Source organism: Hydrogenophaga sp. (assembly GCF_041913525.1).
GTDB lineage: Bacteria > Pseudomonadota > Gammaproteobacteria > Burkholderiales > Burkholderiaceae_C > Hydrogenophaga.
This window is the reverse complement of sequence record NZ_JAYSFD010000001.1, coordinates 199,788-212,305: the sequence shown is the minus strand read 5'-3', so window position 1 is coordinate 212,305 and position 12,518 is coordinate 199,788. Positions and strand designations below refer to the sequence as shown.

14 protein-coding genes are annotated in these 12,518 nt (G+C 67.8%); 6 read left to right on the top strand and 8 right to left on the bottom strand.

Annotation, left to right across the window (positions count from 1 at the left end; genetic code table 11):
• Positions 1 to 42: 42 nt before the first annotated feature.
• Positions 43 to 1,785 carry a DEAD/DEAH box helicase gene (locus ACE3RQ_RS01040; protein WP_374519030.1) on the top strand — a complete coding sequence of 581 codons (1,743 nt, stop codon included), beginning with the start codon at positions 43 to 45 and terminating at the stop codon, positions 1,783 to 1,785.
• 19 nt (positions 1,786 to 1,804) lie between these two features.
• On the opposite strand, the gene ACE3RQ_RS01035 is transcribed toward ACE3RQ_RS01040, so the two are convergent.
• On the bottom strand, positions 1,805 to 2,188 hold the full coding sequence (locus tag ACE3RQ_RS01035; RefSeq protein ID WP_374519028.1) for a hypothetical protein: 384 nt from the start codon (positions 2,186 to 2,188) through the stop codon (positions 1,805 to 1,807).
• A 140-nt stretch (positions 2,189 to 2,328) separates the two neighbouring features.
• On the opposite strand from ACE3RQ_RS01035, the gene ACE3RQ_RS01030 reads away from it, so the two are divergent.
• Both ACE3RQ_RS01030 and ACE3RQ_RS01025 read left to right on the top strand, forming a co-directional pair.
• A complete protein-coding gene (locus tag ACE3RQ_RS01030) occupies positions 2,329 to 2,991 on the top strand; it encodes a response regulator (protein ID WP_374519026.1) in 663 nt (220 codons plus the stop codon).
• Positions 2,988 to 4,391: a sensor histidine kinase gene (locus tag ACE3RQ_RS01025; RefSeq protein WP_374519024.1), complete on the top strand. Its 1,404-nt coding sequence runs from the start codon at positions 2,988 to 2,990 to the stop codon at positions 4,389 to 4,391. Before ACE3RQ_RS01030 ends, ACE3RQ_RS01025 begins: the two co-directional genes overlap by 4 nt.
• Before the next feature lie 14 nt (positions 4,392 to 4,405).
• On the opposite strand, the gene ACE3RQ_RS01020 is transcribed toward ACE3RQ_RS01025, so the two are convergent.
• On the bottom strand, positions 4,406 to 4,987 hold the full coding sequence (locus ACE3RQ_RS01020; RefSeq protein ID WP_374519022.1) for a DUF4148 domain-containing protein: 582 nt from the start codon (positions 4,985 to 4,987) through the stop codon (positions 4,406 to 4,408).
• A 158-nt stretch (positions 4,988 to 5,145) separates the two neighbouring features.
• On the opposite strand from ACE3RQ_RS01020, the gene ACE3RQ_RS01015 reads away from it, so the two are divergent.
• Positions 5,146 to 6,078 carry a LysR family transcriptional regulator gene (locus tag ACE3RQ_RS01015; protein WP_374519020.1) on the top strand — a complete coding sequence of 311 codons (933 nt, stop codon included), beginning with the start codon at positions 5,146 to 5,148 and terminating at the stop codon, positions 6,076 to 6,078.
• Between the two features lie 47 nt (positions 6,079 to 6,125).
• Here the strand turns inward: ACE3RQ_RS01015 and ACE3RQ_RS01010 are convergent, their stop codons facing one another.
• Positions 6,126 to 6,626, bottom strand: a complete 501-nt coding sequence (locus tag ACE3RQ_RS01010) for an OmpA family protein (RefSeq protein ID WP_374519019.1) — start codon at positions 6,624 to 6,626, stop codon at positions 6,126 to 6,128.
• Between ACE3RQ_RS01010 and ACE3RQ_RS01005 the strand changes: the two genes are divergently transcribed.
• Both ACE3RQ_RS01005 and pdxH read left to right on the top strand, forming a co-directional pair.
• Entirely contained in the window at positions 6,625 to 7,251 is a 627-nt protein-coding gene (locus tag ACE3RQ_RS01005; protein WP_374519017.1) for a gamma-glutamylcyclotransferase, read from the top strand. The two genes, ACE3RQ_RS01010 and ACE3RQ_RS01005, sit on opposite strands and share 2 nt — an antisense overlap.
• Positions 7,252 to 7,296: 45 nt before the next feature.
• Entirely contained in the window at positions 7,297 to 7,929 is a 633-nt protein-coding gene (gene pdxH / locus ACE3RQ_RS01000; RefSeq protein WP_374519015.1) for a pyridoxamine 5'-phosphate oxidase, read from the top strand.
• A 12-nt stretch (positions 7,930 to 7,941) separates the two neighbouring features.
• On the opposite strand, the gene folK is transcribed toward pdxH, so the two are convergent.
• The 5 genes from folK to ACE3RQ_RS00975 are packed head-to-tail and all read right to left on the bottom strand — an operon-like array spanning position 7,942 to position 12,483.
• Positions 7,942 to 8,412 (bottom strand): 2-amino-4-hydroxy-6-hydroxymethyldihydropteridine diphosphokinase, encoded by a 471-nt coding sequence (folK, locus tag ACE3RQ_RS00995; protein WP_374519013.1) that lies wholly within the window; start codon positions 8,410 to 8,412, stop codon positions 7,942 to 7,944.
• Positions 8,399 to 10,042, bottom strand: coding sequence for a polynucleotide adenylyltransferase PcnB (gene pcnB / locus ACE3RQ_RS00990; RefSeq protein WP_374519011.1), 1,644 nt, complete (start codon positions 10,040 to 10,042; stop codon positions 8,399 to 8,401). Before pcnB ends, folK begins: the two co-directional genes overlap by 14 nt.
• Positions 10,039 to 10,707, bottom strand: a complete 669-nt coding sequence (locus tag ACE3RQ_RS00985; protein WP_374519009.1) for an HAD family hydrolase — start codon at positions 10,705 to 10,707, stop codon at positions 10,039 to 10,041. The genes pcnB and ACE3RQ_RS00985 overlap by 4 nt, the downstream gene beginning before the upstream one ends.
• Before the next feature lie 3 nt (positions 10,708 to 10,710).
• On the bottom strand, positions 10,711 to 11,397 hold the full coding sequence (hda, locus tag ACE3RQ_RS00980; protein ID WP_374519007.1) for a DnaA regulatory inactivator Hda: 687 nt from the start codon (positions 11,395 to 11,397) through the stop codon (positions 10,711 to 10,713).
• A 9-nt stretch (positions 11,398 to 11,406) separates the two neighbouring features.
• The gene (locus tag ACE3RQ_RS00975; protein WP_374519005.1) at positions 11,407 to 12,483 is read right to left on the bottom strand and encodes an AI-2E family transporter; all 1,077 of its coding nucleotides are present in this window, start codon (positions 12,481 to 12,483) and stop codon (positions 11,407 to 11,409) included.
• Between the last annotated feature and the right edge of the window lie 35 nt (positions 12,484 to 12,518).

Here is a 12,518-nt window from a genome sequence, read left to right as displayed (position 1 = left end):
TGGCCGATGCCCCAGCACCCTGGAAGGGTGCCGCTTCACACAATGAATTTCGAAGAACTGAACCTGGCCCCGGCCATCGTGCAAGCCGTGCGCGAGCAAGGCTACGACACGCCCACCCCCATTCAGGCCGAGGCCATCCCAGCGGTGCTGGCGGGTCGCGACCTGCTGGCTGGCGCCCAGACTGGCACCGGCAAAACCGCCGCCTTCACGCTGCCCATGTTGCAGCGCCTGTCCACCACCGAGCGCGGCAAGAACCGCTTCGGCGGCGTGGCCATCCGCGCCCTGGTGCTCACCCCCACCCGCGAGCTGGCCGCCCAGGTCGAGGAATCGGTGCGCAACTATGGCAAGCACCTCTCGCTGACCTCTGCCGTGGTGTTCGGCGGCGTGGGCATGAACCCGCAGATCAATGCCATGAAAAAGGGCGTTGACATCCTGGTGGCCACCCCCGGTCGCCTGCTTGACCTGCAGCAGCAGGGCTTCCTTGACCTGTCCCAGGTGCAGATCCTGGTGCTCGACGAAGCCGACCGCATGCTCGACATGGGCTTCATCCACGACGTGAAGAAGGTGCTGGCCCTGGTGCCCAAGGACAAGCAAAGCCTGCTGTTCTCGGCCACCTTCAGCGACGAGATCCGCGACCTGGCCAACAACCTGCTGAAGGACCCTCAGCACATCCAGGTGACGCCGCGCAACACCACGGTGCAGCGCATCACCCAGGTGATCCACCCCGTGGGCCGTGGCAAGAAAAAGGCCCTGCTGGTGCACATCATCAACCAGCACAACTGGAGCCAGGTGCTGGTGTTCACCCGCACCAAGTTCGGCGCCAACAACGTGGCCGAATACCTCACCAAGAACGGCATTCAGGCGATGGCCCTGCACGGCAACAAGAGCCAGGGTGCCCGCACCCAGGCCCTGGCCGGCTTCAAGAGCGGCGAAATTCGCGCCCTGGTGGCCACCGACATCGCGGCGCGCGGCATCGACATCGACGAGCTGCCGCACGTGGTGAACTACGAAATCCCGAACGTCAGCGAAGACTACGTGCACCGCATTGGCCGCACCGGCCGCGCGGGCAAGAGCGGTGAAGCCGTCAACCTCGTGAGCCTCGACGAAGAAGGCTTCATGATGGACATCGAGCGCTTCACCAAGCAGCAGATTCCGGTGCAGATCTTCCCCGAGTTCATGCCTGAGCCCGGCGAGAAGGCCGAGCCCATCGCCATGGGCCGCCAGACCATCTGGGGTGGTGCCGGCAAGCCGCCGAGCCGCGAGGTGATGGCGGCCGCCGCCAAGGCCGCGCGCCAGGAAATGGTGCAGCGCATCCGCGAGAAGAAGGGCAACGAAGGCGGCCAAGGTCGCCAGCGTGGCCCGCGCGCCCAAGACGGTGAAGGCCAAGGCGAAGGCCAGCCGCGCAACGGTGGCCAGCCCCGCCCCCAGGGTGCACAGGGCAAGGGCCCGCGCCCGCAAGGCAACGGCCAGCAGCGCCAACGCCCGCCGCGCGGTGACCGCCCGGACCGCGGTGACCGCGGCCCTCGCACCGAGCGCGACGGCGAAGAGCGCCATGAGCGCCAACCCGGCCCGAACGCCCACCTGGGCAGCCTGCGCATCCGCGACCCCAAGCCGCGCGTGGGCAACCCGGGTGGCCAGCCTGATCCGCTGCGCACCAGCATCGACGCCATGCGCACCGGCAACCGCAACAAGAAGCGCGGTGGCGGCGGCGGTGGGCGCGGCAGCAAAGAAGCCGGTGGCCCGGCCGATCCGCTGCGCACCAGCTTTGGCCGCATCGGCCACTGACCAAAAAGCCCTGCGGGGCTCAGCCCCGCACGAAAGCCGTCACCAGCGGCTCATCCCCTACCTGCCGGCTCCAGTGGCCGTGCACGGTGGGGTCAAAGGTGGCACCCACGGGCAGGGTGTCGGCCGAATAGAAATGCTCCCCCGGGCCAAAGACGCGGCTGCTCCCATCCTGCAGCCCGATCTCCATGCGCCCGCGCAGCACGAACAGCCATTGCGGCACGCCCGTGCAATGGAAATCGCTGCGGAACCCCACCGGGCTTTCGCGCAGTTGCAGACCCGTGGCCGGCAACACCGGCGACAAGCGCGCCGCCGGCGTGCCCTCGCTCAATTCCAGGGCTTCTTCACGGAACCGGGCGCGGCCATCGGTATCGGTGAACAGAACGACGCGGGTGAAGGTGCTCATGTGGCGACTTTCCTCAAGGCTTTGACTGGGCGGCGGTTGTATCAGATCGCACGACCTTAACCCTTCACTAAGTCTGTCGCCGCCAGAATCCAAGGTTGGGCCGCGATTCCCGACGGCCGTTTGCCGCACACTGCATCGCCATGAAATTGTTGCTCGCCGAAGACGACAGCATGCTCGGCCAGGGCCTGGAGAGGGGCCTGCGCATGGCCGGGTTCACCGTGGACTGGGTCCGCAACGGCCTGTCCGCGCAAAACGCCCTGCAAAGCCAGGACTACGACGTGCTCCTGCTGGACATCGGCCTGCCTGGCCAGGATGGCCTGACCCTGCTGCAATGGCTGCGCACCGCCAACATGCCGCTGGGGGTGATGGTGGTCTCGGCGCGCGACGCAGTGACCGACCGCGTGGCCGGTCTGAACCTGGGCGCTGACGATTACCTCACCAAGCCATTTGACCTGGACGAGCTGATCGCCCGCGTGCACGCGCTGGGCCGCCGCCGCCAGGGGCGCACCCAGCCCGACCTGCGCCTGGGCCGCCTGGAGATGAACCCGCTGCGCCGCGAGGTGCGCCTGGGCGATGAAGTGGTTCCCCTGTCACCCCGCGAGTTCGACGTGCTGGCCGCGCTGATGGAGCGCCCAGGCACCGTGCTCTCGCGCCACCAACTGGAAAGCCGCCTGTACGGCTGGGGCGAGGAAGTGGCCAGCAACGCCATCGAAGTGCACCTGCACCACCTTCGGCGCAAGCTCGGCAGCGGCTGGATCAAGAACGTGCGCGGCGTGGGCTACAAGCTGGTGGAGTCGCCATGAAGGGCATTCGGCAGCGCCTGCTGATCTGGCAGATCACCGCCTTGGTCATCACCGGTGTGCTGGCCAGCGTGCTCACCTACCAGATGGCCTGGAGCGGCTTCAACCGGGTGCGCGACTACGGCCTGCAGCAAATCGCCTACTCCGTCGTGCGACACGGGGTTCGCACCCCGCCCTCAAGACCCTCCGCGCCACCACCAGCAGCACCCGCCGCCGAGCCGGCGACCGGTGCCTCGGCTGCCACGCCGAGCGAGAGCGACGACGACGCAGCCAGCGGTGACCCAGCCGAAGACCTGGGTCAGTTCGTCAGCCAGATCTGGAGCCCCAAGGGCAAGCTGATCTACAGCTCCATTGACGACACCGGCCCGCCCCTGCAAGAAGCCGGCATGCACATCGTCGATTGGGACGGCGAGTCTTGGCGCGTCTACACCTTGCCCGACCGCCACCAGGTGGTGCAGGTGGCGGTGAGCGCGGCGGGGCGTGCCAATCGCTTCTCGACCATGGTGCCCTGGCTGCTGGTGCCCCTGGCGCTGCTGGTGCTGGTGCTGGCGCTGCTCAACCACGCCACGGTCACACGGGCCCTGGCGCCGCTGGACGCCCTGGGCCGTGACATTGGCCGGCGCGAGGTAAGCCAGCTCCATGCCGTGCAAACCCAGTCGCTACCGGAGGAACTGGTGCCGCTGGGCGAAGCGCTGAACCAACTGCTGGCTCGGGTAGAGGCCTTGCTGTCCGGGCAGCGCCGATTGCTGGCCGACGCCGCACACGAACTGAACACGCCGCTGGCGGCCATCAAGCTGCAAGCGCAACTGGCACGACGGGCCACCGAGCAACAGCGAGAAGCCGCACTGAACGAGCTGGACCAAGGCATCGAACGCGCCACCCACCTGGTGGCACAACTGCTGCAGATGGCCCGGCTGGAGCCGGAGGCGCGCGAACGCGAACCCACGGCGGTGCGGGTGGACACCTTGGCCGCGCGCGTGGTGGCGGCGCTGTCGGCCCAGGCCGAGGCACGCGACATTGACCTGGGCTTGGAGCGCAGCGACGTGGCCGAGGTGTGGGGCGACGCCCCTGACCTGCGAGCCCTGCTGGACAACCTGGTGGAGAACGCGCTGCGGCACGCGCCACCTGGCAGCCGGGTGGACGTCAAAGTGGAAAAAACCGACCAAACCGTGGCGCTTGAGGTCAGCGACAACGGGCCTGGCATTGCACCAGAAGATCGGGAGCGGGTCTTACAGCGCTTTGTGCGCCTCAACCCTCAGGACAGCACCGGCAGCGGCTTGGGCCTGGCCATCGTGGCCCGCATCGTGGAGCAACACGGGGGCACGTTGACCTTGACCGACAGCCCCGCCGGGGGCCTGCGGGTGCGGGCGGTGTTCGCCGCGCACCCTGGTCACAGCGGCTGAGCCGCTGGGCTTGCTCAGTTGACAGAGGTCTGGAGCTGGCCGTTGCGACGGGCTTCCACCAGCTCTTGCTTCACCTGCTCGCGGGTCTTGGCCTGAGCCGAGTCCTGGGCGGGGTAACGGTGCGGGTAGAGCTGGCGGTAGGTGGCGCCGGTTTCGCCATCGGCGATCAGGTCGCCGTTGCGCTGGGCCTCGGCCAGTTCGGCGCGCACTTGCTCACGCGTCTTGCCCTGAGCCACTACCTCAGCCTTGGCAGCCGGCGACTTCACGGCAGCGTAAGCGGCGGGGAACAGCTCGTTGGCCTTGGCGCCGGTCTGGCCGTCGGCAATCACGTCACCGCGAGCGATGGCGTCGCGCAGCTCGGCCTGCACTTCGGCGCGGGTCTTGCCGGCCACGACAGGGGCGGCGGGGTACTGGGCGGGGAACAGCTCGCGGAAGGTGGCGCCGGTTTCGCCATCAGCGATCAGGGTGCCGTTGCGCTGGGCTTCGGCCAGTTCGGCGCGAACTTGTTCGCGGGTCTTGGGGGCATCGGCGAAGGCTTGACCAGCGGTCAGGGCAGCAAGGGCAATGGCGATCACGGAGAGACGGGTGGCGTTCATGACAGGTCCTTTCGGGGGGTTTCGATGCCTAGGCATCAGGGTTTGTATCGATGGACAAACTGTATACCTGTCGATTTCATCAAAAAATAGCAAATTAGAAAGTTATCTATTGCTATTTGTGAAACAATCCAGCAAAACATCCACCCATCACCAGCACCATGGACAGACTCACTTCCATCCGGGCATTCCAAAAAGTCGTGGACGAAGGCGGATTTGCCGCCGCCAGCCGCGCCCTGAACCTCTCGCCCGCCGTGGTCACCCGCCTGGTGGCCGACCTGGAAGACCACCTGGGCGTGCGGCTGCTGCACCGCACCACCCGGCGCGTATCGCTCACCGAAGCGGGCGAGACCTACCTGGAGCGCATTCGGCAGGTCCTGCAAGACCTCGACGAGGCCAGCTCAATGGTCAGCTCTCAGACCCGCGAATTGGCCGGCGTGTTGCGTGTCCTGTCTTACCCCGTGCTGGCCACGCACGTCATTGCGCCACTGGTGGCGGGCTTTCGTCGCGCCTACCCCAAGATCACCCTTGACCTGGAGGTGATCTCGCACAACCAGTTCCCCATCGAAGACTTCGACATCACCCTGCTGGGGGCGAACAACGCGTTCGACGGCAACGTGATCGCGCGCAAGGTGGTGTCTTCCGAGGCCATCTTGCTGGCCGCCCCGAGCTACCTCAAGGCGCGTGGGGCGCCCCGCACCCCCGACGAACTGGCTCAGCACGACTGCCTGCGGCTGCGGCCACTCGCGGGCCGCTCCAGCCGCTGGCGCCTGCTCAACGCCGACGAAGGTGACCGCGCCATTGAGGTGGACGTGCACCCCGTGGTGTGGGCCAACCACACCGACACCCTGATGGGCGCAGCGCTCGACGGGGCGGGCATCACCTCCACCACGGTGGAACTGGCCGCACCCTACCTGGCCAACGGTCAGCTGGTGCGCGTGCTCAGCCCTTGGATCACCGACCGGCTGAACCTGTACGCCGCCCTGCCCAGCCGCAAGTTCATTCCCCAGCGCACCCAGGTCTTCCTGGACTACCTCATGACGCAAACCCGCCTGCGGGTGAGCGAAGCCATGGCCGCCACCCGACAGGCGTAAAAAAACCCGGCCTGGGCCGGGTTTCGCGAACCGAGAGCAGACGGGGCTCAGGGAGCGATCGTGACCTCGACACGGCGGGCCTCGGCGGCGCTGCCGCTGCCAGTGGTTTCTTCAGGCTTCTTCAGCTCCAGAGCGGCTTCGGCCACACCGGCGCCCACCAGGGCGTCGCGCACCACCAGGGCGCGCTGCTTGGCCAGTTCGGCGTTGGCGGCGGCGCTGCCAGTGGCGTCGTGGAAGCCGGAGACCACCAGCTTCTTGCCGCCCTTGGCGGCTTCGATGGACTCGGCCAGGGCCTCCAGGGCGCCGGTGGCCAGATCGGCCTTGCCGGTGGCGAAGTAGAACTTCACCACGCCGTTTTCCACCACGATGCTGGCGTCTTCTTCCGACACCACCACGGCCGCGGGGGCTTGCGCTGCAGGAGCAGCGGCGCGGGTGCCAGTGGCGCGCTGGATGCCGAAACCGATCACGCTGCCCACCACCAGCACGAGGATGGCGATGACAACCGCCGCCACGACGCGGGTTTCGATTTCGTTATTCTGTGTGGACATGACTGAGATCTCCGAAAAGGGTTTGTTGGGGTTAGCCCTCGATTTTAGCCAGCGCGATGGCGAGGCCATGAAGCGCAAGGTGCTCGAACAATGGCGCGCCCAGGGTGAGCGCCCTGACCTGTGGGTGTTTGGCTATGCCTCGCTGGTCTGGCGCCCCGAATTCCCTGCCGCCGAAACGCGGCTGGCCCGCGTGCACGGCCACCACCGAAGCCTGCAGATGTGGAGCCACGTCAACCGAGGCACGATGGCCCGGCCCGGCCTGGTGTTTGCCCTGCTGCCCGGGGGCAGTTGCGACGGTCTGGTGCTGCGCATTCCGCACGACGAGGTGGAAGGCGTGATGCCTGGCCTGTGGGCGCGCGAAATGCCCGACCCGGTGTATGACCCGAAGTGGCTGCGCTGCCGCACAGCGCAGGGCCCTGTGCTCGCGCTGGCCTTCACCCTTTCACGCCAGAGCCCAAGCTTCACCGGCCACCTCACGCCTGCGCAATACCGCGACATCTTCGCGCACGCGAGGGGACGCTACGGCAGCACCCTGGCCTACGCCCAACAAACCTTCGATGGTCTGCTGGCCCACGGCATTCACGACCGGGCGCTGGAGCGCCTGCTGCGCCACGCCAGGGATTGACCCGGCGCAATGGTGGTGCGCGTGGGCCTGCCTATACTGCCGCGCATGAACATTGCCGACCTGCGCAAAAGCTACGAGAAGGCCGAACTCAGCGAGTCGGCCTCGCACAGTGACCCGCTGAAGCAGTTTGACCAATGGCTCAAGGAAGCCATTTCGGGCGAGCTGCCCGAGCCCAACGCCATGACCGTGGCCACCGTGGGGCCTGACCTGCGACCCAGCACCCGCGTGGTGCTCATCAAAGGCTTCGACGAACGCGGCATCGTCTGGTACACCAACTACCACAGCCGCAAGGGCAGTGAGCTGGCAGGCAACCCCTTCGCCGCGCTGCAGTTCCACTGGGTGGAGCTGGAGCGGGTGGTGCGCATCGAAGGCCGAGTGGAGCGCGTGTCGGCTGAGGAAAGCGACGCCTACTTCCACAGCCGACCGCTGGACAGCCGCATCGGCGCCTGGGCCAGCCCCCAGAGCCAGGTGATCGACAGCCGCGCGGTGCTGGTGACCAACGCCGCCAAGTACGGCGCGCAGTTCCTGCTCAACCCACCACGCCCGCCACACTGGGGCGGCTTCCGGCTGGTGCCCGACCGCTGGGAGTTCTGGCAAGGCCGCAAGAGCCGCCTGCACGACCGCCTGCGCTACCGCCTGGAGGGTGGCACCTGGGTGCGCGAACGCCTGGCGCCCTAAGCCGGGCCCTTTCTAACGCAAGGGCTCGATGCCCTGCCCCGCCACGGCCTGCAAGGCCGCTGGCGGCACGAGTTCGGGCGCGATCTCGGCCAGCGGCATGAGCACAAAGGCACGCTCCCACATGCGGAGGTGCGGCACTGTCAGGCGCACCGACTCGATGCGGGCATCACCGTACAGCAGCAGATCAAGATCGAGTGTGCGAGGGGCGTTGCGGTAGGGGCGCTCGCGGCCTGCGGCGTTTTCGATGGCCTGAAGGGCGTCCAACAGAGCCGGAGCAGTGAGCGTGGTGGCCACCTGCGCCACGGCGTTTACGTAATCGGGCCCGCTCGAATCGATGGGCGCGGTGCGGTACAGGCCCGAGGCCTGCACGAGCCGCACGCCCGGCACACCCAAGAGCGCGTTCAACGCGTCGCGCAGGGCCTGCGCGGCATCGCCCAAGTTGGCACCCAGGGCGATGAAGGCTGTGACGTCAGGCCGCGCCATCGGCGGGGGGTGCATCGCCCTCGGTGCGCCCAGCGCCAGCGGGCTTGCGGCGGCGCCGGCGGCGCTTCTTGGGCGCGGCGTCGCCGTCGGCGGGCGCCGGGCTCAACGCGCCGGTCGCCTCATCGTCCCCCTCCTCGCCCTCGTCGCCGTCCACCGGGCGGAAACGCGGATCATCGGCTGGCTGGTTGGCGGGGTGATCGGGGTCGGTGCGCTTGACGCGGCGGGCCTTGGCGGCGCCGGGCTTGGCCTGGTTGTCGCGGCGCTGGGCGTCCACCATGTCGCGGCGCATGTCGTCGCTGGCGGTGCTGTAGGTTTCCCACCAATGGGCCAGCTCTTCCGGCACCTCGCCCACCAGGGCGCGCAGGCGCAAGAAATCAAAACCAGCGCGAAACCGCGGCTGCTCCACCAGGCTGAAGGGCGAGCTGCCCACGCGCTTGTCAAAGCGCGGCTGCATGGTCCAGATTTCGCGCATGTCGGTGCCGAGCTTGCCGCGGCCCGACACGTCGCCGATGCGCGCGTCGAAAGCCTCGTCCACCGCGTCTTGCAGGGCGGCAAATGGCGTGGGGGCGCGCTGGCCACCACGCGGCTGCAGGCGCTGCTGCCAGCCTTGGCGCACATCGGCCCACAGCACACACGCCAGCAGGAAGCTGGGCGCCACCGGCTTGCCTTCGGCCACGCGGCGGTCGGTGTCTTGCAGGGCCGCTTTCACGAAGGGGTCTTCGGCGCGCTGCACCACCACGTCGAGCAGCGGGTAGATGCCGGTGGCCAGGCCGGTGGCCTTGAGCTGCGCGATGCTGGCCAGGGCGTGGCCGGTCTGCAGCAGCTTGAGCATTTCGTCGAACAGGCGGCTTTGCGGCACGTCGGCCAGCAGTTGGCGCGAGGCGGCCAGCGGGGCCAGGGTTTTTTCCTCGAAACGGAAGCCCAGCCCGCTGAGCTTGGCGCCGAAACGCACGGCGCGGATGATGCGCACCGGGTCTTCGCGGTAGCGGGTGGCCGGGTCGCCGATCATGCGCAGCAGCTTCTTTTGCGCGTCGCGAATGCCATGGTGGAAATCGACCACGGTCTGCGACTGCGGGTCGTAGTACATGGCGTTGATGGTGAAGTCGCGGCGCGCGGCGTCTTGCTCGATGGGGCCCCACACGTTGTCGCGCAGCACACGGCCACTGGCGTCCACCGCGTGCTTCATGCCGGCGAGTTCGCCCTTGCTGGTGCGCTCGTTGCCGGCCACTTGCTCGGCGTCGGCGCTGTCAAGGTAGGCGCGGAAGGTGGAGACCTCTATCACCTCGTGTTCGCGGCCACGGCCATACACCACGTGCACGATGCGAAAGCGACGGCCAATGATGAAGGCGCGGCGGAACAGGCCCTTGACCTGCTCGGGCGTGGCGTTGGTGGCCACGTCAAAGTCTTTGGGGCGCAGGCCCAGCAGCAGGTCGCGCACGGCGCCGCCCACGATGTAGGCCTCGAAACCGGCGTCTTTGAGGGTGCGCACCACGTCGAGTGCGCGGGCGTCCACCAGCTTGGGGTCGATGCCGTGCACGCTGACGGGCACGTCTTCGCGTCGGCCGAACTTGGGGCCCTTGGCCGTCGGCGCGGACTTGCCCAGCAGCTTGTTGATGAGTTTCTTGATCATGCGAAGAGTCGGAGGATGCGCCAGCCGCGTTCTTGCGCGATGGCGGTGAGCCGGTCGTCCGGGTTGGTGGCCACGGGCTCGTGGACCTTCTCCAGCAGCGGCAGGTCATTGGGCGAGTCGCTGTAGAAGGTGCTGTGCGCCAGATCGGACCAGCCCAGGCCTCGATCGGCCAGCCATTGTTCCACACGAGCGACCTTGCCCTCGCGGAACGAGGGTGTGCCGCGAATGGCGCCGGTGGGTTCGCCGTCGGCGCCGGTCTCCAGCTCAATGGCGATGAGCTGGTCCACACCGAAGGCACGGGCGATGGGGCGGGTGACGAATTCGTTGGTGGCGGTGACGATGAGCACCTCGTCGCCGGCATCCTGGTGGCGCTTGACCAGCGAGAGTGCCTGCTCGGTCATGGCCGGGCGAATGACCTGCTCCATGAATTGCGCGTGAGCGGATTGTGCGCGAGCCAAACCGTGTTCGCGAACGGCGCCGATGGCAAAGCGCACGTACTCGTGGATGTCGAGCGTGCCGTCTTTGTAGGCGGCGTAGAAGTCGTCGTTGGCGCGGCTGAAGGCTTCGGCGTCGCGCCAGCCGAGGGACACGGTGAACTGGCCCCAGGCGTGGTCGGAGTCGAGGGGAATGAGGGTGTGATCGAGATCGAAAAGGGCCAGGCGCATGGGTTATTCGTTTTCCAGCATCGACTTGATGAGCGGAATGGTGATGGCGCGCTGGGTGCGCAGCGCGTAGGCGTCGAGCTGATCGAGCAGCATCATGAGACTGGAGAGATCGCGTGAGAACCGGGTGAGCATGAAGTCCATGACCTCGTCGCCCAGGAACACGCCGCGCTCGTCGGCGGCGCGGCGCAGCACGGCACGCCGCTCGGTCTCGCCCAGGGAATGCAATTGGAACACGTGGCCCCAGCCCAGGCGGGTGCGCAGGTCTTCGCGCAGTTTCAGGTCAGCCGGGGGACAGGCCGCGGCCGCCAGCACCCAGCGCGACGGCCCGTGGGCAGGTGTCTGGGCGTTGACGAACCAGTTGAAGGCGGCGGCCTGTTGCGCGGCGGTGTAGAGGTGGCAGTCGTCCAGCACCACTGCCTCCCAGCGGTCGTCGAACTCGGTGGGCGCGAGCGTGGTGGCGTCCAGCCAACCCACGCGACCACCGTGTTCGCGAAACGCCTCGCGCACGGCGCTGAGCAGGTGGGTCTTGCCACTGCCGCCCTCGCCCCAGAGGTAGGTGGGCACGGGCGAGCGCAGCGGGTTGCCAACCCACAGCTTGAGGTGCTCCAGCAGCGCTTCGTTGCCCACGGCAACGAAATTGTCCAGCGTGGGAATCGGGGCCAGGCCGATGTCGAGGGCGAGCTGTTTCATGCGAAAGCGTCAGGCACGGGGCGCGCCATCTCGGTAAAGGTCACTGGCGAGGTAGCCGCGCTGGGCGCGTCGGAAGGCCACCAGCAGCACGGCGCTGGCCGGCAGGGCCACCAGCATGCCCACAAAGCCGAAAAGGTGGGCGAAGGCCAGCAAGGCGAAGATCACCGCGATGGGGTGCAGGCCGATGCGCTCACCCAGCAGGCGTGGGGTGAGGTACATGCTCTCCACCACCTGCCCCAGGCCATAGACGGCCCCCACCAGGGCCACGCCCCAGAGGGCCTGAAACTGCAGCAGCGCGGCCAACAGGGCCACCACCAGACCCAGACCGAAGCCCAGGTAGGGCACGAACACGGCCAGGCCGGTGAACACGCCAATGGGCAAGGCCAGCTTCAGGCCCACCAACGCCAGGCCCACGGTGTAGAACACCGCCAGGATGCCCATGACCAGCAGCTGGCCGCGCAGGTACTGGCCCAGCACCGCGTCGGTCTCGTCCAGAAACCCTTGCACAGACTCTCGGAAGCGCGGCGGAATCAGGGCCTTGGCGCGATCGACCAGCCGGGCCCAGTCCACCAGCAGGTAGAAGGCCACGATGGGCATCAGGATGAGATTGCCCGCCAGGGCAGCCACGGCGCTGCCGCCAATGCGCAGGGACGAGAGCAGGCCGTCAATGATCTCGCCCTCATGCCCGGTGATGAGGCGGCGCAGGCCGTCGCGCACCAGGGCCACGTCGATCTGCAGATCCAGGCCGAAGCGCGCGGCCAGGGGCGCCAGCCAGGTGTTCACGCGCCCCAGCAGTTCGGGCACCTGGTCGCGCAGCAGCGGGATCTGCTTCGTGATCACCGGCACGATGAGCAGCGCCACCGCCAGCAGCACCAGCATGAGCAGCGCGATGGCCAGGCCTGCGCCCAGCCAGCGCGGCACACGCCGCGCGGCCCAGCGCTCCACCAGCGGGTGCAGGGCATAGGCGATCACCGTGGCCAGCACGAAGGGCATGAGCACGGGCGCCAGCAGGGTCAGGAGCAGCCAGGCCACCAGGGCGATGGCGACCCAGGCCGCGGCACGGGTCTGGTTGGGGGTGAAGTTCATGAATGCGCGGGCGAAAGAGGCCACAAAGGGCGACC

Coding starts and splice junctions, on each gene's coding strand:
- ACE3RQ_RS01010 (WP_374519019.1), bottom strand. CDS start 6,626: ATGTCCACACAGAATAACGAAATCGAAACCCGCGTCGTGGCGGCGGTT.
- ACE3RQ_RS01015 (WP_374519020.1), top strand. CDS start 5,146: ATGGACAGACTCACTTCCATCCGGGCATTCCAAAAAGTCGTGGACGAA.
- ACE3RQ_RS01005 (WP_374519017.1), top strand. CDS start 6,625: ATGACTGAGATCTCCGAAAAGGGTTTGTTGGGGTTAGCCCTCGATTTT.
- hda (WP_374519007.1), bottom strand. CDS start 11,397: ATGAAACAGCTCGCCCTCGACATCGGCCTGGCCCCGATTCCCACGCTG.
- pcnB (WP_374519011.1), bottom strand. CDS start 10,042: ATGATCAAGAAACTCATCAACAAGCTGCTGGGCAAGTCCGCGCCGACG.
- ACE3RQ_RS01030 (WP_374519026.1), top strand. CDS start 2,329: ATGAAATTGTTGCTCGCCGAAGACGACAGCATGCTCGGCCAGGGCCTG.
- folK (WP_374519013.1), bottom strand. CDS start 8,412: ATGGCGCGGCCTGACGTCACAGCCTTCATCGCCCTGGGTGCCAACTTG.
- ACE3RQ_RS01020 (WP_374519022.1), bottom strand. CDS start 4,987: ATGAACGCCACCCGTCTCTCCGTGATCGCCATTGCCCTTGCTGCCCTG.
- pdxH (WP_374519015.1), top strand. CDS start 7,297: ATGAACATTGCCGACCTGCGCAAAAGCTACGAGAAGGCCGAACTCAGC.
- ACE3RQ_RS01040 (WP_374519030.1), top strand. CDS start 43: ATGAATTTCGAAGAACTGAACCTGGCCCCGGCCATCGTGCAAGCCGTG.
- ACE3RQ_RS00975 (WP_374519005.1), bottom strand. CDS start 12,483: ATGAACTTCACCCCCAACCAGACCCGTGCCGCGGCCTGGGTCGCCATC.
- ACE3RQ_RS00985 (WP_374519009.1), bottom strand. CDS start 10,707: ATGCGCCTGGCCCTTTTCGATCTCGATCACACCCTCATTCCCCTCGAC.
- ACE3RQ_RS01035 (WP_374519028.1), bottom strand. CDS start 2,188: ATGAGCACCTTCACCCGCGTCGTTCTGTTCACCGATACCGATGGCCGC.
- ACE3RQ_RS01025 (WP_374519024.1), top strand. CDS start 2,988: ATGAAGGGCATTCGGCAGCGCCTGCTGATCTGGCAGATCACCGCCTTG.